The following is a 21,785-nucleotide window of genomic DNA, read 5'->3' as shown; positions in this document are numbered from 1 at the left end:
TGGTCTAGTTTCTTGAAGCGAAGCGGTCTAAAATCCAAGAGCGCAGCGCGTCCATACTTACATAGATAATTTGTTGTACTTGTTCATCATTTGTACCCCATGCACTAGGGTAGCGCCACTTTCAATTGCGGCTCCGGCATGTACCGCTTCCATCATTTCCTCTTTGGTAATTCCTCGCTGTAGCCCATCTTTGGTATAGGCATCAATGCAATATGGGCATTTGACCACGTGTGCCACTGCAAGGGCGATCAAAGATTTTTCGCGGGCACTAAGTGCGCCTTCTTCAAAAACTTTTCCGTAGTAATCAAAAAATTTGTTGCCCAATTCCTCGCTCCATTCGGTGATTTTTCCAAACTTCCGTAAGTCCGCGGGATCGTAATATGAATTTGCCATGTGTTTTGCTTTTTTGGTTCGTAAACGTGAATAACGCTATAGCGCATCACTAATAATTAAATGGGAAAAAGAACCTTTCTAAGGTTCAAGAATTAATAGAGTTGGGTAAAACGAACCGGCGACCCCTTGTTAAAGGGATTTTGTCGACTTAGGATTTCAGGAGATATTTCTATAGTTGAAATGAAGCGATGTTTTGTTTTCAACATTTTGGAAAACAAGGACAACCAATTTTTGCTCAATGTTTTCGCAAAATTGGAGAGATGTTTAATGTCGATTATTGAGTCTATATCCGATAAGGTTTCCAATGTAGCCAGTTGGCAAGCAACGGAATCAAAATAAGCAAGAGTGTCCTGATATAAGTTTGAAGTCTGCCAGGGAAGGGATTCCAACCCATTGGCGTCAAAATGTTCTCTTGTGATTCCCAAGAGATAAAATCCACCATCCAATGATGGACCCAGAACCACTTTCTTTTGTAAGAGTAGCTTTGAAGCTTCCTGTATATGGTGTTTTCCTAGATGGGGACTGTCATTTCCAATGGCAATAACGTTGAGATAGCCTTTGTCAAATATGGCCTGAATAGCATTAACAAAGCGTTTTCCAAAGGAATTTCCAACCTGTTCCTTTTCTGAGAAATGAAAATGTGGAAGATCAGTGGCCTCAATAACCTTTATAACGTGTTGATTGAGGGATTCCAACAAACCGCTGTCCGCATGCAATTTTTTTGCGCGAATATCCTCTTCGGCAGAATTGGCGAAGAGCAAAATGGCAGTATGTTTTGTATGCGCTTTGATTAAAACAGCTTATATGTAAGTAAACTTACAACAATCTAGGCTTCAATTTAGGTCGAAAAATGGGTTTTCAGTTTACATTTTATGCCGCTTTTTCCAAATTTTAACATACCGACTCCCCAGTCGGTCAACGAAAAAGGCACCTTTGAAAAAGTCCAGATTAAAATCGATGACATTTCGATAAAATGCACAAACTACCTCAATTTCGATTTCAAACCGACCCGCCAGTCTGTAATAATCCCATAAATTTTCAGGTTAAAAACTGGATTTTTCCCAAGTGGAAGCTAGTTTTATAGTGCCTAAAATCTTGAATCTATGAACAAAGTAATTTCTGATGCAAAAACTGTGGGGCTTGTGCTATCTGGAGGTGGAATCCGGGGCATGGCACATATTGGACTTCTCAAGGCGATGGAAGAAAAGGGCGTTCAGGTCCAAGTGGTTTCAGGCTCAAGTGTGGGCGCCTTGGTGGGAGCATTGTATGCCAACGGGAATTCCATTGATGAGATGCTGCAGTTTTTTAAGGAGACCCCCTTGTTCAAATATGATTTTTTTGCAATCAACAAGCCAGGTTTTATCGACACTGAACGCTATTTCAAGATTTTTAAGGGCTATTTTCCGGAAGATGCTTTTGAGGCATTGCGAATTCCATTGTTCGTGGTGGCTACGGACCTCCTTAAAGGAGAAGAAAAGGTTTTTTCTAATGGAAAATTGATTAGGCCGCTGCTAGCATCCGCAGCCTTACCGCCAGTTTTTAGTCCAATCGAAATTGAAAAGACCCTCTACGCTGATGGTGGGGTCATGAACAACTTCCCAAAGGAATATGTGGACGATAAGGCGGATTTCATCATCGGGAGTAATGTTTCCATTGCAGATGAAATTGATAAAAGGGCCATCCGGAATTCCATTTTATTGGCCGGAAGGGTAACTGGCTTGATGATTTATGCCTCCAGTCACAGGAAATTGTTGGAATGTGATATCAGCATAGAGCCCAAAGAGCTGGAAGGCATCGGTGTTCTTGACAAAAAAGGGATAGAAAAGGCCTTCAAAATCGGATACGAACATGGGAGCAGGGCATTAGAACTAACAAGTGTTTCAAATTAGCCTGACACGAATTTCACCAACTTATCGAATTAATGTGGAGGTTGTTGAAAAAGCGAATAGAACCCTTCGCCTTTTACCCTTACACCCTATACATCATCATAATCCACCTTCAGAGTGGGCGTCAAAGGATGTGCTTGGCAGGTTAGGATTAAGCCCTCGGCAACTTCCCCGTCTGTTAGGATTTGATTTTTCACCATCTCGGCCTTTCCTTCGGTGATACGTGCAATACAGCTGCTGCAAACCCCGCCTTGACAGGAATAAGGAGCATCGATTTTTTCCTTCAGCACTGCGTCTAGTACAAGACTCTTTTTATCCATGGCGAAAGAAAAAGTCTCGTCGTCCACCACCACTTCTACCTGGGTTTTTCCGTCCAAGTTTTCGGCCAAGGTATCTTCCGTTTCAGAAGCCGTAAAGAGCTCAAATAGAATTTTATCTTCGGAAACCCCATTGTTTTTCAAAGTATCAGATACCGTATTGATCATCTCCTCTGGGCCACATAGGTAAAAGGCGTCAAAAGCCGTTTCCTTGAACTTGTTTTTTACAATAAAGTTGACGGTTGAGGTTTCTATTCGTCCAAATAGAGCGCCTTCTTCCTGGGAACGACTGTACACCTTTTGAATAAAAAACCTATCGGAATATTTTGTTTGTAATCCCTCTAAATCCTTTAAATACATAGTTTCCCCCGGAGTTTGGTTCCCAAAAACAAGCACAAATGTGCTTTCCGGATGGGATTCCAAAACAGTTTGGGCAATACTCATTATAGGGGTAATTCCACTACCTGCTGCGAAGGCCGCAACGTTTTTTGGGGAAGAGTTCGGTTCAAACACAAATCGACCCTCTGGCACCATTACCTCCAGCACATCCCCAGCTTTTAATTGCTCATTGGCATAAACAGAAAATGTACCGTTGGGTACTTTCTTTATACCCACCGTGATTTGACCAGATGATGGGGAAGAGGAAATGGAGTAGGCTCGTCGGACCTCGGCTCCGTTCACCTGATGTTTTAGCGTGATATATTGACCAGCGGTAAAGGAAAATGTATCTTTTAGGTCCGTGGTTATTTCAAAAGTAAGTGCAACTGAATTTGGGGTCAATGCTTCCGTCGAAGCTATTTTCAAAGCATGAAATTCGCTCATTGTAATCAATTTTTGTGCAAAACTACGGATTCGGGCTATTTTGGAGTGCCAATTTTGAAAAAAGAGTACTTTTTGTAACAAATGAACGGAATGGGCTACTAACCAATCGATAAACCTCCAACCATGTTTAAACGTTTTATCCAGCTGCAGTGGAAATCCTTTTTTCGGTCCTCTTCTTTCGGAAAGGGGTTGGCTCTAAAAATTGTGATGATCTTTTTTGGACTCTATTTGTTGTCTGCCCTGGTTGGTTTAGGGGTCGTTCTCTACTTTGTCCTTCGAAAGATTTTTCCAGACCAAAACCCTATGTGGATGCTGAGCCAGTTTATGATATACTGGATTTTGGTGGAGCTCTTCTTCCGGTATTTCATGCAAAAACTCCCGGTGATGGATGTGAAACCGCTCTTGTCCATGCCCATTAAAAAGAGTGCCATCACACATTATATTCTTGGGAAATCGGCAATTTCAGTTTACAACCTGATGGCATTTTTCCTATTTGTTCCCTATGGATTGGTTTTGCTATCCAGAGGTTACCCTATTTTGAACGTAGGTCTTTGGTTGGTGTCTATTATGGCCTTGGTCTTGTGTATCAACTATCTCAATTTTATTGTAAACAAGAGTGATAAGGCCTTGATGATCATAGGTGGAATTTTGTTGACCCTTTATGGACTTGACTATTTTCAACTGCTTCCTGTCAGGGAATTTTTTGGGCCGCTATTTCACGGGTTGTACCAGTACCCGGTTACGGTTTTGATACCGCTTACCCTAGCTGCCATTACCTACTACGTTAACTACAGATATTTAAGGAACCGTATATTTTTGGATGCTTCGCTCAAGACCAAATCCAAGGAAGCGAAGACTTCAGATTTGGCTTGGACCAAACGCTTTGGCGATATGGCGCCTTTTTTACAATTGGACCTTAAAATGATCTGGCGCAACAAGAGAACCAAAGCCCAAGTAGTTATCTCCCTGCTCTTTGTTTTTTATGGCTTGATTTTTTATTCGCAGGAAGAATTCGCCAATATGATGCCCATGCTGGCATTCTTGGGCATTTTTATGACAGGCATTTTCCTGACCAATTTTGGGCAGTTCATTCCGGCTTGGGATAGCTCCTATTATAGTATGATGATGTCCCAGAACATACCCCTTCGTAAATATTTGGAATCCAAAGCCAGTTTGATATCGGTTAGTGTTGTGGTCATGTTTTTGTTGACCATTCCCTACGTCTATTTTGGATGGGATGCCCTGGCGATCAATTTTGGGAGCGCACTTTATAATTTGGGTGTGAACATTCCGGTCATCCTATTTTTTGGATCGTTCAATAAGAAAAGAATCGATTTGGATAAAAGTCCATTGGGGAATATGCAAGGCACCAGTGCTACCCAATTTTTGATTATTCTACCGGTTTTGGGGCTTCCCATTTTGATTTTTACTGGGGTGTATTTTCTGATTTCCCTAGAAGCGGCTGTGATAACACTTTCGCTTTTGGGAATTGTCGGATTTGCGCTGAAAAGTAAACTTTTGGATGCAATCACGGAACACTATAGAAAGAAAAAATATGGGATGATAGCCGGCTTTAAGGAAAAAGAAGGCTAAAGAACTATAAACCTAGTAATAGCTTTACACAAATTGAATCTGACAAAAAGAAGATTGAACTTGAACTTGATTTTTGAGCTTGAACTTTAAAATTGAACTTGATACTTTATCATTATGATAACTACACAAAACCTCACCAAAAAATACGGATCGCAGCTAGTATTGAATATAGAATCCCTAGACATTCCCAAAGGGCAGAGCTTTGGCTTGGTCGGAAACAATGGGGCAGGGAAGACCACCTTTTTTAGTTTGTTATTGGATTTGATTCAACCCACAACGGGGCGTGTGGAAAACAACGGGATTCAGATCAACACCAGCGAGGATTGGAAACCGTTCACCTCAGCCTTTATTGATGAATCTTTTTTGATAGGCTATTTGACCCCAGAGGAATACTTCTATTTTATTGGCGACCTCCGCGGCAGAAACAAAGCTGATGTGGATAAGCTTTTGGCGTCATTTGAAAATTTTTTCCACGGAGAGATTTTGGGGCAAAAGAAATATTTGCGGGATCTATCCAAAGGAAACCAGAAAAAGGCTGGTATTGTTGCGTCCTTTATTGGCAACCCGGAAGTGGTGATTTTGGACGAGCCCTTTGCCAATTTGGATCCCACTACGCAAATCCGCCTTAAGGCCATTATCAGGGAACTGGCGGCAAAAGAAGGCGTCACCGTTTTAATTTCCAGTCATGATCTGGCCCATGTAACAGAAGTTTGTGAGCGCATTGTGGTTTTGAACAAAGGGGAAATAGTTAAAGACATCCAGACCTCTACAGAGACCCTTCAAGAACTGGAAACTTTCTTTGGCGGGTGATAACTCCCCTCTTGAGAGGGGCTAGGGGTGTGTTCAACCTTTTTGATACGAACCCATAAAACATATCCCTGATTTCTCAGCTCGAAATCTTCCCTTCTCAAGAAGGGAGAGGTTTTAAAAATATTCAATTTAAATTCCCCTCTCGAGAGGGGCTAGGGGTGTGTTTATATGGCTTCAAAACACCCATCCATCAATTCATATGGGGCATCCGTCAATTGGGAGGCGCCTAAAAGAGCGGTATCATTTTACTTTATGGTTTAACCATAAAAACCCAAATGATGAAAAGAATTGCTCAATGGCCCACAGTGGCCCTAGCCCTAGTTTTGATTGTAATAGCCTGTGGCAAAGAAGATGGTCCAAGCACAAATCCAGAACCTGGTAATGGAACTCCAAACATTGCGGCACAAACATTAAATGCCTCTGAGGACATAGCTCCAGGCGTAATTGATAATGTATCAGCCTCTGATCCAGATGGAGACCCAATTACTTTTTCAATCAAAACCAATTCCGACAATCTCTTTAAAATTTCTGAAGAGGGCGAACTAAGTTTGGCAGCGGACAAAAAATTGGACTACGAGTCGGCATCGTCCCACGAACTTATTGTTGAGGTATCGGACGGAACAAATAGTGCCAGTGAGACCATCACGGTGTTGGTGGGGAACGTTCCAGACGAGCCTTTCATTACCACATGGAAGGTTGGAGATGGAGAAACTTTGGAAATTCCTACTGGAGGAGACTACACCTATAGTTGCACCATAAATTGGGGAGATGGCACGGAGGAAACCATTACCTCGAACACCCCATCTCATACCTATGGTACCGCAGGGACTTATACCGTAACCATCGGTATAGGGTTTCCGAGTATTGAAATGAAGGATAGTTATTTCGATAGCAATCTTGTAAGTATAGAGCAATGGGGTGAGATTGAATGGAAAAAATTGGAAAACGCATTTAATTATTGTGTAAATATGATAGGAAATGCCACAGATGCCCCGGACCTTTCACTGGTAACAAGCCTTGAAGGGATGTTTGCTTCGGCAACGTCTTTTACCGGAAATCTTAATAATTGGGATGTAGGTAATGTGGTGAATATGGCCAGCATGTTTGACTACGCGACATCATTTAATAGCAACCTGAATAACTGGAATGTAACAAACGTAACTAATATGGCAGACATGTTCAATGGCGCAGAATCGTTTAATGGAGATATCGGTAATTGGGACGTACGTAATGTCGAAAATATGAGGGCAATGTTCTTAGGCACAAAACTTTTTAATCAGGATTTGAGTGCTTGGAAAGTAGATAAGGTTGCAAATATGGCTTTTATGTTTTCCCTAACAACGGCATTTAACGGCAACATAAACACATGGGATGTAAGTAATGTGGAAACCATGGAATCAATGTTTAGATATGCCAAGGTGTTTAACCAAGATTTGAGCAAATGGAAAACGGGTAAGGTTACTAATTTGCACTCAATGTTCTTTAATGCTTCAAACTTTGATTCAGACCTGTCCAATTGGAAAGTGGATCTGGTTACGGATATGAGTGTAATGTTTAGCGGAGCCACTAGTTTTAATAGTGATATAAGCAATTGGAAAGTAGGTAAGGTAACAGATATGTGGGGAATGTTCCGGGATGCCGAGAGTTTTGATCAGGACCTTGGAGGATGGGATATAAGCAAAGTTGAGAATATGGCACAAATGTTGGATAGATCAGGGCTTTCTTCATCAAACTATAGTAAGACCCTTATTGGCTGGGCTAACCAATTAAATGTTCCAAACGGTATTACCCTAGGGGCAGAAGGACTGGAATACTGTACGGAAGTGTCAACCTACCGAGATGTTTTGGATATTGACAATGAATGGACGATAAATGATGACACCCAAGTAAATTGCTCTTAATCAACAAGTTTTGGAATACATTTATAGGCAGCAATGAGATAGCCATAAGCTTGGTTTTTGTTGTTTTTGACTTGGATGGTCCCTTCTCAAGAAGGGATTTTAATCAATTATCAAAAATGAATTCCCCTCTTGAGAGGGGTCAGGGGTGTGTAAAAAAACACCCAAATATTCAGTTCGAACCTGCTTTTGTCGGCAGGCTCGAACTTAACTTAAATTTTAACCCCCCATAACCGAAGGATCATAGAAAAACTGGGCTTTGGTGATTTGCCCATTTTCTACCTGGTACATACAGAATTCTTCCATGTTGATACGGCCTCCCTGTTTAAAGGTCACATCGCTGGTCATGGGTACTACAAAGTGGTTGCCCACTACCATGGGGTCGCCCACGGTTCCGCCATGGGATTCCTCAATATTGCTGGCCCATTGGGCAAATCCTTGAAGAATATTGTCCAGTCCTTCGGTTTTTTCGTTGGGTACCCCTGGCATCTCAACGCTCACCGCATCCTTAGCATACAGGCCATAAGCTTCCTCATATTTGCCTTCCCTACAAAGGCCCACTAGTTTGTCTGCTACTTCTTGTGTTGTCATTTTGTTTCTGTTTTTATGATTAATAAATAAATTGGTATTCAATCCAATGCTTGGCCCAGATAGGTATTCAAAGGTTTAATGGCTTCAAAATGGGATAGAACCTCATCCTGCAGTTTGCTACTTTCATAAAAAGGCTCCAACGGAAACTCGGCCATAGCATAGAACTGTTTGTGATAAATCAAATCTGTTTTTTCCGCGACAGGAAGTAAACTTTTATCCAAACGCTTCGCTTTTTCACCCTTGAGCTTACCAAAGTTTTGGGTAAAGGAAGTATCCGAAACAAGCTTTATCAAAACCTCTGGGTCATCGGCAATATGTTCCCTCACTTTCTTTAACTCTGGTGGGTGAAGCATAAAAAGCCCACCTCCTACATGGATGTTTTCCGCATCAATGCCCAAATAATACCCTGGTAAAACAGACTTTTTCCCATTAGGGGAGAAGCCGGCTTTTAGAATGGTATGGTAAGGCGTTTTGTCCTTGGAAAACCGAACATCCCTGTTAATTCGGAACATGGCCTTTTTGGGGTCGGCAAGAATTCTATGGTCCCATTCGGTCAAAGCGGGAATCAATTCTTCCAATAGTTTCAAAAAAGGATTTTTGACCTCAATCTCGTACCGCTTTTTATTGGTATGGAACCATTCTTTATTGTTGTTCTTGGCCAATTCCTTAAAGAACGAAGTGTAGGTTTTTGTGATCATGATAGGTCTGTTAGTGGATTTCATTTTGGAGCATGGGCTTGGGCATAATTTCGCAAAGCGGATACAGCACATCCGTAAATTCCCTGCAATAGCTACTCTTCTTGTGCAGCGTTTCGGCCTCCGGGTTGGCAAAGCTCATCACATGTGTAAAACTTGTGGGTTCTTCAGCATCCTGGAAGGATTTGTACAACAAGGTGCCAGGCTCGTTTTCCTCAATTTGGGAAATAAACTTGCCCACAATTTCCTTTACGGTTTCCACGGCATCCGGTCTTACCTTATAGGGTACAAATACATGGATCATGGCTCAGTCCGTTTTGATTTTTTCCAAAGCAATGTCTGCCAGTTTTTCCCAACTTTCGTGGTATTGGAACTCCGCTTCGTACCAACCTTTCAATGGCCCTTTGTTCTTGAAAGGGTTAAACTCCATGAGTTCAACTTCAATTCCTTCCACGGCGGATGGCGAACCCAGCTTAAAAACCATTTTATTTTTTTTCGAGAAAAAGGCAAACACCTTCTTTTTATAATGAATGGACTGGGAACTCATCATTTTGCCTTCGGTGACATCAGCCTCTTGCAAGCAAAGCTTATCCCGTATTTCCAAGAATTTTTCGAACTCCATATCCCAAAGCTACAAAAGAGGCCTATGCAGGTATAAGGGTAAATATGACACTTTTAAGGGTTGATTGTGCCAAGTATTCCCATTACATTTATAGTGTAAAAAAGCTGATTATGAAACATGTAAGCATATTGGTGCCCAAGGGCAATGCCATTTTAAGCAGTGTGGTGGGCCCATTTAAAATATTGATGGCCGCTAATCAGTTCTTGAAAAAAGCGGGGATTCGGGAAGATGATTTTTTTGAACTGCATTTGGTGGGTTTGAATCATGACTATTCCTTGTACGAAGGACTTTTCAGTATACATTGCGATAGCACAATTGATGATATTAAAAAGACGGATTTGATTCTTATTCCAGCCTTAAGGCCGGACAAACTGGACGCCGATTTGGATCAGAACAAGGATTTTATTCCATGGATTCTAAACCAAAGACTCCGGAACAATACCGAAGTTGCCAGTATGTGTATGGGCGCTTTTTTGTTGGCCCAAACCGGATTGGTGGACGGCAAACAATGCGCTACCCACTGGGCGGGAATGGATATGTTTAGAAAGATGTTTCCACAAGTAAACTTGGTGTCCAACAAAATTGTGACCGACGAAGATGGCATTTATACAAGTGGCGGAGCTTTTTCCTTTTTGAACCTTATCCTCCATTTGGTTGAAAAATACTGTGGCCGGCCAGCAGCTATTTATCTGTCCAAGTTTTTTGAGATTGATATGGATCGGCAGGACCAGAACCAATTTGCGATTTTTCAGGCACAAAAAGATCACGAGGATGATGCCATAAAAGAAGCTCAAAAGTATATTGAAGATAATGTGAGGAGTAAGATATCTGTGGAACGTTTGGCAGAGAAATATGCAATCAGTAGTCGCAATTTTGTGCGACGGTTTAAAAAAGCTACCCAGAACACCCCCTTGGAATACATTCAAAGAGTGAAGATTGAAGCAGCGAAACGCAGCTTGGAATCTACCCAGCAAAATGTGAATGAGATCATGTATCAAGTGGGTTATGCCGATCAAAAAGCGTTTCGCACCGTCTTTAAAAAATATGTGGGACTTTCCCCAGTGGCATACAAGTCCAAATACAATAGGAGCAGGACCAATTTTGAAAGACCTTCAGCCTGGTAGTCTTCAATATTTTTAATGTACGGGGATGTTTGGTAGTGACACATCCTGGATTTCGTTGCTTGAAATCTTTCCCTTCTCAAGAAGGGAGGATTATCAAAAACTTTCTAAGATTAAATTCCCCTCTGGAGAGGGGTTCGAGGTGTGTAAAAAATCCAAGAAGAAAAATTATTGCATTTTGCCGATGAGCCTTATAATAATCTGGACGTTTTTCAGTTAAGGTTAGACACGATTATCGATAATTTTGAAGCTTCAACATCTTTTTTTTGCCACAATTGTATTGGGCGGGCTGGTTTTTAACTCCTGTTCCACAAAAAAGGACAAGTTCCTTAACCGCAATTGGCATGCCCTAAATACTAAATACAACACCCTGTATAATGGCAATATTGCCTTTGATCAAGGCAGGGAGGAACTCAATTCCAATTACCGCGATGACTATTGGGAAATTTTGCCCGTGGAACGTTTGGAAGTCACCGATGAGGTGAAACTGGATTCCGAGAACAACAACCCCAACTTTATCATTGCGGAGGAGAAGGCCACCAAGGCCATCCAAAAGCACAGCATGGACATTAAGGACGAAGAGCGCAATCCACAAACGGATGAGGCTTTTCTTTTGTTGGGCAAGGCCCGATATTTTGACCAACGCTATATTCCAGCCTTGGAATCTTTCAATTACATTCTGAGAAAATATACGGAAAGTGATAAGCTCAACGAAGCCACCATCTGGCGGGAGAAAACGAATATGCGTCTAGACAATCCGGAATTGGCCATAAAGAACCTGCAAAGATTGTTCAAATTTGAACGCCTAAAAGATCAAGAGCATGCCGATGCCAATGCAGTGATGGCACAATGCTATATCAACCTAAAGGCTAAGGACACGGCCATCCAAAAATTGAAGATAGCCCAGGCCTATACCAAAAAGAATGCTGAAAAGGGAAGGTACCTGTTCATCATTGGTCAGCTGTACAACAATTTGGGATTCAAGGATAGCGCCAACTATGCTTTTGATAAGGTAATTGCCCTGAACAGGAAATCCCCAAGGGTCTACATGATCAATGCCCATCTAAAGAAAATCCAGAACACGGAGATTACGGATACCAACCAAGAAGAGGTATTGGAATATTTGACCGAGTTGGAAGAGAATAGAGAAAACCGACCGTTTTTGGACAAGATCTATAGAGAGATTGCCCAGTTCCATTTGAACACCCAATCCGACAGCTTGGCCATTATCTATTTCAACAAATCCTTAATGGCCAATACCGGAGAGCGTAAATTAAATGCGCTTAATTACAAAGATTTGGGCGACTACTACTTTGACCAAGACGCCTACAAAACCTCAGGGGCCTATTATGATAGCACCCTGACCAACCTTGTGGTAAACACCAAGGAGCATCGTCGCATCAAGAAGAAGTTGGACAATTTGGAAGATGTGATCAAGTACGAGGACATTGTGCAGTATGCGGATAGCGTAATCACTTTATATGAAATGCCGGAAGCAGAGCGTAAAGCTTATTTTGAAGAACTTATTGCAGAGCTCAAGCGCAAGGATGAGGAAGCGGCCCAAGCAGAATTGGAACGAACAACCGCTGGTTTTGCCACTTTTGCAGAATCCAAAGGCGGAAAAGAAAACAAGGGCAAGTTTTATTTTTACAACATTACCAGTTTGGGCTACGGAAAAAACGATTTTAGAACCCGCTGGGGGGATCGAACCTTGGAAGATGATTGGCGTTGGAGTAACAAAGCTAGAACTTTGGTTTCCGAAGCAACCGGAGAAGCAGTTTTGGCCAATGGTCAGCCCGCTACGGCCATTTCGGATGAACAAAAATATTCGCTGGATTTTTATTTGAGCCAGATACCAACAGATGAAAAGGTGATTGATAGTCTTTGGGGCGAACGCAATTTTGCCAACTATCAATTGGGATTGATCTATAAGGAAAAATTCAAGGAGAACCTATTGGCTGCGGGCAAACTTGAACGGGTTTTGGCTTTGAATCCAGAGGAGCGCTTGATCCTTCCATCCAAATACAATCTGTACAAAATCTATGAGGAAACAGGAAGTCCCTTGGCGCAGAACATGAAACAGGATATCATCAGGAACCATCCGGATACCAGATATGCCGAAATTCTGCTGAATCCCCAAGCGGTATTGGCTGGAAATACGGATAGCCCGGATGCCAGGTATGCGTCGCTTTATAAATTGTACGAACAACAAGAATATCTTCAGGTAATAACCTTAACCCAGGATTACATCAACAAATTTACAGGAGACCCCATTGTTCCCAAGTTTGAGATGTTGAAAGCGAATGCCATTGGTCGTTTGCAAGGATTTGAGTCTTTCAAGGAAGCACTGAATTTTGTGGCACTGACCTATCCCAATAATCCGGAAGGTAAAAAAGCCGAAGCAATGGTGGCCAACCAATTGCCCAAGTTGGAAGCCAAGGAATTTTCCCCAGAAACCGGATCAACCGGAGCTGGGAATTGGAAAGTGGTTTTCCCATTTAAAATAAAGGACAACGAAAAAGCGTTGAAATTAAAGGAGCGATTGGAGGCATCCATTAAGGACCTTAATTATAAAAATGTGGTTTCCAAGGATATTTATACGTTGGAGGACCAATTTGTGGTGGTGCATGGATTTAGATCGAAAGACTTTGCCCTAGGCTATGCAGAGCTTATAAAAAAGAATAAGGACTACCGCATCTACGATGAGAATTTTGTAGTTTTATCTAACAATTATAAAATCATACAAGTACACAAAAACTTAAATGCGTATAAGGCGCAAATTTTAACCCCAAAACCTTAGAAAACAATGTTTTCAGACAACAAAAAACCTCGGACTATGACAGAACTTGGAGGACAACCCAACAGAATTGAGAAGAACACCAAAATTAAGGGTGATATTACTTCGGAGGCCGATTTTCGAATCGATGGTAAACTCGAAGGCAACGTAAAAACTTCCGGAAAAGTGGTTATCGGAAAAGATGGCTACATCAAAGGAAAAGTAGAATGTGTAAATGCAGATATTGAAGGGAAATTTAATGGCGAACTTCAAGTAAACGATTTACTATCCCTTAAGGCATCTGCAATAATTGAAGGAACGGTAAGTGTTTCAAAGTTGGCGGTTGAACCCGGAGCCACATTTAATGCTGCTTGTACCATGGGCAAAGGAGCATCGGCACCAGCTGCTGCTGCCTCCACGCACAAACTGCAGCCCAACAAGACCAATGAACCAGCAAAAGTCTCCTAAGAAGAAGAACAATTTTAAGAATGCCGCAATGCTTTCAGGCATTGCATTTGAAATGGGGGCCATTATTTTCCTCGCTGTAAAAGGTGGGAAATGGTTGGATTCTTATTACGGGAACGAAAAAAATATTTTCACGGTAATTGCCACTTTATTGGGAGTGGCAATTTCAATTTGGGTAGTTTTGCAACAGCTAAAACGGATTAAGTACTAATGCCCAAACTCAATTTTCCCACCAAATTTATTGCACTTCTTTTGTTATTGTTGCTCCTGTCCTTTGGAGCGCATTTAGGAATTCTGTCGCTGAGGAACCTTCCTCTTTTTGACAATCTCATTGTGCTTTCCTATGTAGTAAACGCGATTTTGGCAGCCGTAATTTTTCTATTGCTCTATAAATTCAAGGAGAAGCTTAAAAATCAGATTGGATTTTTGTTTATGGGCGGAAGTCTGCTCAAGTTTGTGTTTTTCTTCCTATTATTTTACCCGACATACAAGAGTGATGGAGATATGTCCGTCTTGGAGTTTGCAGCTTTTTTTGTTCCCTACGCCATCTCACTTTTTTTGGAGACATTTTTTACTTCCAAAATGCTCAAAAACCTATAGGATAGACCTCAAAATTATCCCACTCAAGGTGTCAAAAATAAAAGTTTGAAAGCTTTTTTCTTTTTGTGAGAATGACTTACATTTGCACCGATTTTGAGAGACCGATATTTTGAGCGAAATGCGAAAAACTTTTTTTACGAGATTTCTTCTTATTGCAGCACTATTTTTAGGTCAGTTCACTTTTGCAAGTGAAACCAAAGAAGAAGCCGATGGACACGGCAAGGACCTTAAGACAGAAATTAAGGAATACATCGCCCATCACCTTCAGGACGCCCATGATTTTTCTTTGTTTTCCTATACCAAGGAAAATGGGGAGCACAAGTATGTTGGATTTCCATTACCGGTTATTCTTTGGGATAACGGATTGAAGGTTTTTTCCTCTTCAAAATTCCATCATGGCGAAACTTTGGCCGAAGTTGATGGTAACTATTACAAGCTTTATCACAGCAAAATATATAAAACAGATGCGGAAGGGACCATCCATTATGATGAAGACCACCACGCCACCAATGTAAAGCCTTTGGACTTTTCCATCACCAAAAACGTGGTGATGATTATTGTAACTGGCTTGTTGATGTTGTGGTTGTTCACCAGTTTGGCAAAATCCTACGGCAAGAACAACGGTATTCCAACAGGAGCAGGTCGTTTCTTCGAGCCGATAGTCCTATATATTAGGGATGATATTGCAAGACCAAACATTGGCGAAAAGCGCTATAGAAAGTATATGCCCTTTTTGTTGACTATCTTTTTCTTTATTTGGTTTTTGAACATATTTGGATTGACTCCACTGGGAATCAACGTAACAGGAAACATTGCCATTACAGTTTCTTTGGCGATTATGACCTTTTTGATTACCAATTTTACAGGGACAAAGGATTACTGGATGCACCAGTTTGACCCCCTAGGAAAGTCATTGCCTTGGTATGGCAAAATACCATTGTATATCATTTTGGTTCCCATTGAATTGTTGGGATTGATCATTAAACCTTTCTCCTTATTGATTCGTTTGTATGCAAACATGCAAGCGGGTCATATTGTATTAATGAGTTTGATCGGGTTGATGTTCATCTTTAAAAGCTGGTTGGGAAGCCCATTGTCCTTTGGACTGGCTTTCGCCATTTCATTGATTGAGGTATTGGTAGCATTGCTGCAAGCATATATTTTCACCATGTTGTCTGCTCTGTATTTCGGATTTGCTTCTGAAGAACACGAGCACGACCATGAGCATGAAGCTGAAGTAGCGCATTAATTGATTAGAATGTTGTTCCCACCGTCAGGTCGAGCGCAGTCGAGACTAAATGTGGGAATCCAAAAATTGAGTATTTAATTTTTAAACTAGATAGATATGGAAATTCCAGTAATGGTAGGTGCAGGTTTGGTAGTGATCGGTGTAGGTCTTGGTATTGGTAGAATCGGTGGTTCTGCTATGGAGGCTATCGCTCGTCAGCCTGAAGCTTACGGAAAAATCCAAACAGCGATGTTGATTGCAGCAGCGTTGATTGAAGGTATTGGTTTCGCTGCCCTATTCGCGGTATAATCAAACCCACAAAGTAAAGGCTGTAACGGTTGGTTGCAGCTTTTACTTCGTTTAAAAATTCAAAGTATAAAAGCATAGAATAGATTATGGAAAAGTTATTGGAAGAGTTTTCAGTAGGATTGTTTTTCTGGCAGACATTGTTGTTCGGCTTGTTGCTGTTTCTAATGTGGAAGTTTGCATGGAAACCAATTTTGAAGGCAGTAAACGATCGTGAAGATGGAATCAAGGACGCCTTGGCAGCAGCGGAAGATGCCAAAAAGGAAATGCAGAACGTTACTGCCGATAGCGAAAAATTGTTGAAGGAAGCTAGAGCTGAGCGCGAAGCTATGTTGAAGGAAGCACGTGAGATCAAAGATAAGATTGTGGCTGATGCCAAAGAGCAAGCTCAGGTTGAAGGAGATAAATTGGTAAAGCAAGCCCAAGCAACCATCGAGAGTGAAAAGAAAGCTGCTGTTGCCGATATCAAGGCGCAGGTGGCAAATCTTTCCATCGATATTGCTGAGAAAGTGATCAAAGAAGAATTGTCCGACAAGAAGAAACAAGAAAAGCTTGTTCAGGATATGTTGGGTGACATCGAGTTAAACTAGTTAAAAGATTAAGGTTAAAAGTTAAAGACAATCGGCCTTACAGAGATTGGAACCTATTAACTGTTAACCAAGAAACGAATAACAATTGCGAATATAATGAGCAATAACAGGGCAGCCGTACGTTACGCAAAAGCAACCTTGGATTTCGCTATCGAAAAGAAAGCGGCCGATGCCGTTGAAAAAGATATGCGAAGCATTGCTGCTACCATCAACGATAATGACGAGCTCCAAAGCTTATTGGGAAGCCCGGTCATCAAAGGAGAAGCAAAAAAGGAGGCGCTAAAAAAGATATTCAAAGGGTCTAACCAAATTACTTTGGGCCTGATCAATACCTTGACCGATAATAAAAGAATTGGTCTGTTGCAAGAGGTGGCCTATAAGTTTATCATCTTACACGAGCAATTGAAAGGTGAGGACGTTGCGTATGTCACCACTGCGGTTCCATTGACGGCAACTTTGGAAAAAGAGGTGTTGGCCCAAGTGAATAAAATCACGGGAAACAAAGTCACTATACAAAACAAGGTGGATGAAAGCATCTTGGGTGGGTTTGTGTTGCGCATTGGGGATTTGCAGTACGATGCCAGCGTATCCAACAAATTGAACAATTTAAAAAGAGAATTTACAAATAGTCTATAGTCCTTCGCTGTGCTACGGACTATAATCGTTTAAAAAATTGAAATAAAAACACGACGCATAGCTATCAAAATCTATCGTCTAAAGTCTAATATCTAGTCAAAATGGCAGGAGTAAAAGCCGCTGAAGTATCAGCAATTTTGAAAGAACAATTATCAGGATTTGAAGCATCCGCTTCCTTGGATGAAGTAGGTACCGTATTACAAGTAGGTGACGGTATTGCCCGTGTCTACGGACTTTCCAATGCTCAATATGGTGAGCTTGTGGAGTTCGATGGCGGTATGGAAGGTATTGTTTTGAACTTGGAAGAAGATAATGTTGGTGTTGTATTGTTGGGCCCATCCAAAGAAGTTATGGAAGGCGCAACCGTAAAAAGAACACAACGTATCGCATCCATCAATGTAGGTGAAGGAATTGTTGGTCGTGTGGTAGACACCTTGGGTAACCCTATTGATGGAAAAGGACCCATTTCTGGTGAAACTTACGAAATGCCTTTGGAGCGTAAAGCCCCAGGGGTTATCTACCGTCAGCCTGTAAATGAGCCATTGCAAACAGGAGTTAAGGCAATCGATGCCATGATTCCAATCGGTAGAGGCCAGCGTGAGTTGGTGATTGGTGACCGTCAAACGGGTAAGACCACCGTTTGTATTGATACCATCCTAAACCAAAAAGAATTCTACGATGCAGGAGAACCTGTTTACTGTATTTATGTAGCTATCGGACAAAAAGCTTCTACAGTTGCGGCTATTGCCAAGACTTTGGAAGACAGAGGAGCTTTGGCCTATACAACTATAGTTGCAGCCAACGCATCCGATCCTGCGCCGATGCAGGTTTATGCGCCAATGGCCGGAGCATCCATAGGAGAATATTTTAGAGATACAGGTAGACCAGCTTTGATCATCTATGATGATTTATCAAAACAAGCTGTTGCTTATCGTGAAGTTTCACTTCTTTTGAGAAGACCCCCAGGACGTGAGGCCTATCCAGGTGACGTATTCTATTTGCACTCAAGATTGTTGGAGCGTGCAGCAAAAGTTATTTCAGATGATAGCATTGCAAAAAACATGAACGATTTACCTGATGCCTTAAAGCCAATGGTAAAAGGAGGAGGTTCTTTAACTGCACTTCCTATCATTGAAACACAGGCGGGTGACGTATCCGCATATATTCCAACCAACGTAATTTCCATTACGGATGGACAGATTTTCTTGGAGCAAGATTTATTTAACCAAGGGGTAAGACCAGCGATCAACGTGGGTATTTCCGTATCTCGTGTGGGTGGTTCAGCTCAGGTGAAGTCCATGAGAAAAGTAGCAGGTACCTTGAAACTGGATCAAGCACAGTTCCGTGAATTGGAAGCTTTTGCCAAGTTTGGTTCCGATTTGGATGCTGCTACCTTAAACGTAATCGAGAAAGGTCGTAGAAACGTTGAGATTTTGAAGCAAGCACAAAACGATCCATTTACTGTGGAAGATCAGATTGCAATTATCTTTGCAGGTTCTAAAAACTTGTTAAGAGATGTTCCTGTTGAAAAAGTAAAGGAATTTGAAAGAGATTTCATAGAATTCTTGAATGCCAAACACAGAAATGTATTGGATACCCTTAAAGCTGGTAAGCTTACCGATGAGGTAACCGAAACGTTGACTGCGGTTTGTAAAGATCTTTCAGGAAAGTATAGAGCATAGATTTTAGTATTGAGAAGTGAGATAGGACATCTCATTGCTTAATACTCAATACTCAATTCTAAATAAGAATGGCAAACTTAAAGGAAATACGAAATAGAATAGCCTCGGTATCTTCAACCATGCAGATTACCAGTGCCATGAAAATGGTGTCTGCTGCCAAATTGAAGAAAGCCCAGGATGCCATTACCGCGATGCGTCCCTATGCAAATAAGCTTACGGAATTGTTACAAAGTTTAAGCGCAAGCTTGGATGGAGATGCCGGAAGTAAATTTGCGGATGCTAGAGCCGTAAACAAGGTTTTGGTAGTGGCCATTACCTCCAACCGTGGTTTATGTGGTGCCTTCAATTCCAACATCATTAAACAATCCATCGTATTGGTTAATGAGACCTATACGGGCAAGCAGGTGGATTTTATTGCTATTGGGAAAAAAGGGAATGATATTCTAAGTAAAAAGAATACGGTTATTGCCAACCACAGCCAGGTTTTTGATGACATGACTTTTGAAAATGTTGCAGCAATCGCCCAAGACCTAATGAATCATTTCACCGAAGGCGATTATGACAAGATTGAGTTGGTGTACAACAAGTTCAAGAATGCGGCAACGCAAATTGTCATGACGGAGCAATTCTTGCCGATTGTGCCGGTAGAAGGCGATAATTCAGGTGCTGCAGATTACATTTTTGAGCCATCAAAACCTGAAATCGTTGAGCAACTGATTCCGAAATCTTTGAAAACCCAATTGTTCAAAGCGGTTCGTGATTCCTTTGCAAGTGAGCATGGTGCCCGTATGACAGCAATGCACAAAGCAACTGATAATGCCACAGAGCTTAGAGATCAGTTAAAATTGACCTATAACAAAGCAAGACAGGCTGCAATTACCAACGAAATCTTGGAAATTGTTGGTGGTGCGGAAGCACTAAACAATTAGGCGGAACAAAGAGAAGCCAAATAGATTAAGTGCTGAAGCTTTGAACAATTAAGGCTAAATAATACTAATGGAAAAGGCCGCTTCATTGAAGCGGCCTTTTTTATTTTATCATGTTAACGGGCTAATGGGTTTTAGCCATTCTGGATTCGTGCAAATCAATATAGTGTTGATTGAGCTCATCAGAATCTTTATACTGAACGCGAAGTTTCTCCAGCTTTATCTTTAGTTCACGCACCACTTCCGCATAAGCAGGATCTGCATATACATTGTTCATTTCCCGTGGATCTTTTTTGCGGTCATAGAGCTCCCATTCGTCCACATCATAATAAAAGTGGGCTAGTTTGTAATCAACGGTAACAATTCCGTAGTGCCGCATCACTTGATGTTCTGCAGGATATTCATAGTAGTGGTAATACACGGCATCCCGCGTCCATTTCTCCTCGTTCGATGTCAAGAGGGGCATCAAACTTTCCCCTTGCATATCATCCGGAATTTCAATTTGTGCAGCCTCCAAAAAGGTTTGGGCAAAATCCAGATTTTGTACCATTTCCTCATTGGTTATTCCGGCCTTTATTTTGTTTGGCCAACGAATCAGCAAAGGTGTTTTGAAGGATTCGTCATAAATAAAACGTTTGTCAAACCAGCCGTGCTCCCCTAAATAAAACCCCTGGTCAGAGGTGTAGACTACCAACGTATTCTCCGCTAGCTGATTCTCGTCCAAATAATCCAACACACGTCCCACATTGTCATCCACAGAAGAAATACAGGCCAGATAATCCTGCATATAGCGCTGGTATTTCCAAATCATTTTCTCTTTATCCGTCTTAGAGGGCCAGTTCTCTTCAAAATCTTTGCTTATCGCATCCAAAAAAGGTTTGAGTTGGGCTTTCTGCTCCTCGGTGGCACGATTGTACTGATTGTTAAAGGCGTTGACCAAATCAGGCACCTCTGGAGTCACGGTGCCCATGTTTGCAATGGTCTCTGGCCAAACCTTGGTGTCATACACGTACTTCATATGGGTGAGCAGGTTCATTTCTGCTGTTTTGGCAGCTGAACCTCTATTGCTATAATCATCAAAAAGTGTTTCAGGAATCGGAAACTCCTTGCCATAGTATTCCTTGAACTTTTCAGGCGTTGGCCACCAAGGTCTATGGGGAGCTTTGTGCAAATACATCAGCATGAAAGGCTTGTTGGGATCTCGTTTTTTGTCCAACCAGTTAAGGGTGATATCGGTGGTGATATGCGTGGCGTAACCTGTTATGGTTGTATCTCCATTTTGAGTGATAAAATCGGGATTAATATACTGTCCTTGACCTGGAAGAATCATGAAATCATCAACTCCTTTGGGGTTATTTCCAAAATGGAGTTTCCCAAACATGGCGGTTTGATAGCCGGCCTTTTGGAACAATTGGGGAAAAGTCACTTGAGTGGTGTCAAAGGGCATCAAATTATCCACTTTACCATTGATATGGGTGTGTTTTCCCGTTAAAATGGTGGCCCTGGATGGCGCGCATATAGAATTGGTAACACAAGCATTGGTAAAAACAATTCCTTCCTTTCCTATTCGGTCAATATTGGGAGTTTGGATCAGATGGTCACTATAGGCACTTATGGCCTGATAGGCATGGTCATCTGACATGATGAACAGGATGTTGGGTCTTGTTTGATTTTCGGTTTGGACTTCTTTTTTCTTTTCAGCACAAGAGATTAAAAAGAGGGTTGAAAAGATGAGGGAAAATGTTTTTGAAATGGCTTGCATTGGGTTGATTTATTTATACAAGTCAAAAAGGTACAAATTGTTCCGCTAAAGCTATAACCAAAACGT

23 protein-coding genes are annotated in these 21,785 nt (G+C 41.5%); 15 read left to right on the top strand and 8 right to left on the bottom strand.

Going from position 1 to position 21,785, the window contains the following annotated elements; genetic code table 11:
* Positions 1 to 57: 57 nt before the first annotated feature.
* Together FGG15_RS12675 and FGG15_RS12670 are read right to left on the bottom strand one after the other, a co-directional pair.
* The gene (locus tag FGG15_RS12675; protein WP_055397919.1) at positions 58 to 393 is read right to left on the bottom strand and encodes an arsenosugar biosynthesis-associated peroxidase-like protein; all 336 of its coding nucleotides are present in this window, start codon (positions 391 to 393) and stop codon (positions 58 to 60) included.
* 92 nt (positions 394 to 485) lie between these two features.
* Positions 486 to 1,154 carry a TIGR04282 family arsenosugar biosynthesis glycosyltransferase gene (locus tag FGG15_RS12670; RefSeq protein WP_161991965.1) on the bottom strand — a complete coding sequence of 223 codons (669 nt, stop codon included), beginning with the start codon at positions 1,152 to 1,154 and terminating at the stop codon, positions 486 to 488.
* A 342-nt stretch (positions 1,155 to 1,496) separates the two neighbouring features.
* Between FGG15_RS12670 and FGG15_RS12665 the strand changes: the two genes are divergently transcribed.
* Entirely contained in the window at positions 1,497 to 2,282 is a 786-nt protein-coding gene (locus FGG15_RS12665; protein WP_138836772.1) for a patatin-like phospholipase family protein, read from the top strand.
* A gap of 86 nt (positions 2,283 to 2,368) precedes the next feature.
* Here FGG15_RS12665 and FGG15_RS12660 read toward each other — a convergent pair whose 3' ends face one another.
* Positions 2,369 to 3,418 (bottom strand): ferredoxin--NADP reductase, encoded by a 1,050-nt coding sequence (locus tag FGG15_RS12660; RefSeq protein WP_138836770.1) that lies wholly within the window; start codon positions 3,416 to 3,418, stop codon positions 2,369 to 2,371.
* Positions 3,419 to 3,541: 123 nt separating this feature from the next.
* Here FGG15_RS12660 and FGG15_RS12655 point away from each other — a divergent pair, with 123 nt between their 5' ends.
* The 3 genes from FGG15_RS12655 to FGG15_RS12645 all read left to right on the top strand — a co-directional run bounded on the left by FGG15_RS12655 (position 3,542) and on the right by FGG15_RS12645 (position 7,722).
* A complete protein-coding gene (locus tag FGG15_RS12655) occupies positions 3,542 to 5,011 on the top strand; it encodes a DUF5687 family protein (RefSeq protein WP_138836768.1) in 1,470 nt (489 codons plus the stop codon).
* 114 nt (positions 5,012 to 5,125) lie between these two features.
* Complete coding sequence (locus FGG15_RS12650; protein ID WP_138836766.1) at positions 5,126 to 5,821, top strand: ABC transporter ATP-binding protein; 696 nt, start codon at positions 5,126 to 5,128, stop codon at positions 5,819 to 5,821.
* 275 nt (positions 5,822 to 6,096) lie between these two features.
* Positions 6,097 to 7,722: a BspA family leucine-rich repeat surface protein gene (locus tag FGG15_RS12645; protein ID WP_138836764.1), complete on the top strand. Its 1,626-nt coding sequence runs from the start codon at positions 6,097 to 6,099 to the stop codon at positions 7,720 to 7,722.
* A gap of 216 nt (positions 7,723 to 7,938) precedes the next feature.
* Here the strand turns inward: FGG15_RS12645 and FGG15_RS12640 are convergent, their stop codons facing one another.
* From FGG15_RS12640 to FGG15_RS12625, 4 genes are read right to left on the bottom strand one after another with little or no spacing between them, the layout of a single operon-like run.
* Positions 7,939 to 8,310 carry a SnoaL-like domain-containing protein gene (locus FGG15_RS12640; RefSeq protein ID WP_138836762.1) on the bottom strand — a complete coding sequence of 124 codons (372 nt, stop codon included), beginning with the start codon at positions 8,308 to 8,310 and terminating at the stop codon, positions 7,939 to 7,941.
* Between the two features lie 38 nt (positions 8,311 to 8,348).
* A complete protein-coding gene (locus FGG15_RS12635; RefSeq protein ID WP_161991964.1) occupies positions 8,349 to 9,032 on the bottom strand; it encodes a DUF2461 domain-containing protein in 684 nt (227 codons plus the stop codon).
* Entirely contained in the window at positions 9,019 to 9,309 is a 291-nt protein-coding gene (locus tag FGG15_RS12630; RefSeq protein WP_138836758.1) for a putative quinol monooxygenase, read from the bottom strand. Before FGG15_RS12630 ends, FGG15_RS12635 begins: the two co-directional genes overlap by 14 nt.
* A gap of 3 nt (positions 9,310 to 9,312) precedes the next feature.
* Positions 9,313 to 9,627 (bottom strand): hypothetical protein, encoded by a 315-nt coding sequence (locus FGG15_RS12625; protein ID WP_138836756.1) that lies wholly within the window; start codon positions 9,625 to 9,627, stop codon positions 9,313 to 9,315.
* A 110-nt stretch (positions 9,628 to 9,737) separates the two neighbouring features.
* Between FGG15_RS12625 and FGG15_RS12620 the strand changes: the two genes are divergently transcribed.
* From FGG15_RS12620 to atpG, 11 genes are all read left to right on the top strand, one after another.
* Positions 9,738 to 10,751: a GlxA family transcriptional regulator gene (locus FGG15_RS12620; RefSeq protein WP_138836754.1), complete on the top strand. Its 1,014-nt coding sequence runs from the start codon at positions 9,738 to 9,740 to the stop codon at positions 10,749 to 10,751.
* Between the two features lie 241 nt (positions 10,752 to 10,992).
* Positions 10,993 to 13,548 carry a type IX secretion system periplasmic lipoprotein PorW/SprE gene (gene porW, locus FGG15_RS12615; RefSeq protein ID WP_202619556.1) on the top strand — a complete coding sequence of 852 codons (2,556 nt, stop codon included), beginning with the start codon at positions 10,993 to 10,995 and terminating at the stop codon, positions 13,546 to 13,548.
* 6 nt (positions 13,549 to 13,554) lie between these two features.
* Positions 13,555 to 13,992, top strand: coding sequence for a bactofilin family protein (locus FGG15_RS12610; RefSeq protein ID WP_138836752.1), 438 nt, complete (start codon positions 13,555 to 13,557; stop codon positions 13,990 to 13,992).
* The gene (locus FGG15_RS12605; protein WP_138836750.1) at positions 13,970 to 14,200 is read left to right on the top strand and encodes an AtpZ/AtpI family protein; all 231 of its coding nucleotides are present in this window, start codon (positions 13,970 to 13,972) and stop codon (positions 14,198 to 14,200) included. Before FGG15_RS12610 ends, FGG15_RS12605 begins: the two co-directional genes overlap by 23 nt.
* Positions 14,200 to 14,589, top strand: a complete 390-nt coding sequence (locus FGG15_RS12600) for a DUF6168 family protein (RefSeq protein WP_138836748.1) — start codon at positions 14,200 to 14,202, stop codon at positions 14,587 to 14,589. The genes FGG15_RS12605 and FGG15_RS12600 overlap by 1 nt, the downstream gene beginning before the upstream one ends.
* 118 nt (positions 14,590 to 14,707) lie before the next feature.
* Positions 14,708 to 15,838 (top strand): F0F1 ATP synthase subunit A, encoded by a 1,131-nt coding sequence (gene atpB / locus FGG15_RS12595; RefSeq protein WP_138836746.1) that lies wholly within the window; start codon positions 14,708 to 14,710, stop codon positions 15,836 to 15,838.
* A gap of 96 nt (positions 15,839 to 15,934) precedes the next feature.
* Positions 15,935 to 16,126: an ATP synthase F0 subunit C gene (atpE, locus tag FGG15_RS12590; protein WP_045801726.1), complete on the top strand. Its 192-nt coding sequence runs from the start codon at positions 15,935 to 15,937 to the stop codon at positions 16,124 to 16,126.
* An 86-nt stretch (positions 16,127 to 16,212) separates the two neighbouring features.
* A complete protein-coding gene (locus FGG15_RS12585) occupies positions 16,213 to 16,713 on the top strand; it encodes a F0F1 ATP synthase subunit B (protein WP_138836744.1) in 501 nt (166 codons plus the stop codon).
* Positions 16,714 to 16,809: 96 nt separating this feature from the next.
* Positions 16,810 to 17,349 (top strand): ATP synthase F1 subunit delta, encoded by a 540-nt coding sequence (atpH, locus tag FGG15_RS12580; protein WP_138836742.1) that lies wholly within the window; start codon positions 16,810 to 16,812, stop codon positions 17,347 to 17,349.
* A gap of 101 nt (positions 17,350 to 17,450) precedes the next feature.
* Entirely contained in the window at positions 17,451 to 19,031 is a 1,581-nt protein-coding gene (gene atpA, locus FGG15_RS12575) for a F0F1 ATP synthase subunit alpha (protein ID WP_138836740.1), read from the top strand.
* A gap of 68 nt (positions 19,032 to 19,099) precedes the next feature.
* Entirely contained in the window at positions 19,100 to 19,960 is an 861-nt protein-coding gene (gene atpG, locus FGG15_RS12570) for an ATP synthase F1 subunit gamma (RefSeq protein WP_138836738.1), read from the top strand.
* Between the two features lie 121 nt (positions 19,961 to 20,081).
* Here the strand turns inward: atpG and FGG15_RS12565 are convergent, their stop codons facing one another.
* A complete protein-coding gene (locus tag FGG15_RS12565) occupies positions 20,082 to 21,719 on the bottom strand; it encodes a sulfatase family protein (protein ID WP_138836736.1) in 1,638 nt (545 codons plus the stop codon).
* Positions 21,720 to 21,785 lie beyond the last annotated feature (66 nt).

The sequence above is a fragment of the Flagellimonas algicola genome (assembly GCF_005937185.1).
Lineage (GTDB): Bacteria > Bacteroidota > Bacteroidia > Flavobacteriales > Flavobacteriaceae > Flagellimonas > Flagellimonas algicola.
The sequence above is the reverse complement of the archived record's forward strand: the minus strand, read 5'-3'. Positions and strand labels throughout refer to the sequence as shown.

Bases quoted from the DNA above. Each gene is read 5' to 3' on its own strand.
- atpG (WP_138836738.1), top strand. From the start codon at position 19,100: ATGGCAAACTTAAAGGAAATACGAAATAGAATAGCCTCGGTATCTTCA.
- atpB (WP_138836746.1), top strand. From the start codon at position 14,708: ATGCGAAAAACTTTTTTTACGAGATTTCTTCTTATTGCAGCACTATTT.
- FGG15_RS12635 (WP_161991964.1), bottom strand. From the start codon at position 9,032: ATGAAATCCACTAACAGACCTATCATGATCACAAAAACCTACACTTCG.
- FGG15_RS12585 (WP_138836744.1), top strand. From the start codon at position 16,213: ATGGAAAAGTTATTGGAAGAGTTTTCAGTAGGATTGTTTTTCTGGCAG.
- FGG15_RS12610 (WP_138836752.1), top strand. From the start codon at position 13,555: ATGTTTTCAGACAACAAAAAACCTCGGACTATGACAGAACTTGGAGGA.
- atpH (WP_138836742.1), top strand. From the start codon at position 16,810: ATGAGCAATAACAGGGCAGCCGTACGTTACGCAAAAGCAACCTTGGAT.
- FGG15_RS12565 (WP_138836736.1), bottom strand. From the start codon at position 21,719: ATGCAAGCCATTTCAAAAACATTTTCCCTCATCTTTTCAACCCTCTTT.
- atpE (WP_045801726.1), top strand. From the start codon at position 15,935: ATGGAAATTCCAGTAATGGTAGGTGCAGGTTTGGTAGTGATCGGTGTA.
- FGG15_RS12665 (WP_138836772.1), top strand. From the start codon at position 1,497: ATGAACAAAGTAATTTCTGATGCAAAAACTGTGGGGCTTGTGCTATCT.
- FGG15_RS12660 (WP_138836770.1), bottom strand. From the start codon at position 3,418: ATGAGCGAATTTCATGCTTTGAAAATAGCTTCGACGGAAGCATTGACC.
- FGG15_RS12655 (WP_138836768.1), top strand. From the start codon at position 3,542: ATGTTTAAACGTTTTATCCAGCTGCAGTGGAAATCCTTTTTTCGGTCC.
- atpA (WP_138836740.1), top strand. From the start codon at position 17,451: ATGGCAGGAGTAAAAGCCGCTGAAGTATCAGCAATTTTGAAAGAACAA.
- FGG15_RS12600 (WP_138836748.1), top strand. From the start codon at position 14,200: ATGCCCAAACTCAATTTTCCCACCAAATTTATTGCACTTCTTTTGTTA.
- FGG15_RS12630 (WP_138836758.1), bottom strand. From the start codon at position 9,309: ATGATCCATGTATTTGTACCCTATAAGGTAAGACCGGATGCCGTGGAA.
- FGG15_RS12645 (WP_138836764.1), top strand. From the start codon at position 6,097: ATGATGAAAAGAATTGCTCAATGGCCCACAGTGGCCCTAGCCCTAGTT.
- FGG15_RS12605 (WP_138836750.1), top strand. From the start codon at position 13,970: ATGAACCAGCAAAAGTCTCCTAAGAAGAAGAACAATTTTAAGAATGCC.
- FGG15_RS12640 (WP_138836762.1), bottom strand. From the start codon at position 8,310: ATGACAACACAAGAAGTAGCAGACAAACTAGTGGGCCTTTGTAGGGAA.
- FGG15_RS12650 (WP_138836766.1), top strand. From the start codon at position 5,126: ATGATAACTACACAAAACCTCACCAAAAAATACGGATCGCAGCTAGTA.
- FGG15_RS12675 (WP_055397919.1), bottom strand. From the start codon at position 393: ATGGCAAATTCATATTACGATCCCGCGGACTTACGGAAGTTTGGAAAA.
- FGG15_RS12620 (WP_138836754.1), top strand. From the start codon at position 9,738: ATGAAACATGTAAGCATATTGGTGCCCAAGGGCAATGCCATTTTAAGC.
- FGG15_RS12625 (WP_138836756.1), bottom strand. From the start codon at position 9,627: ATGGAGTTCGAAAAATTCTTGGAAATACGGGATAAGCTTTGCTTGCAA.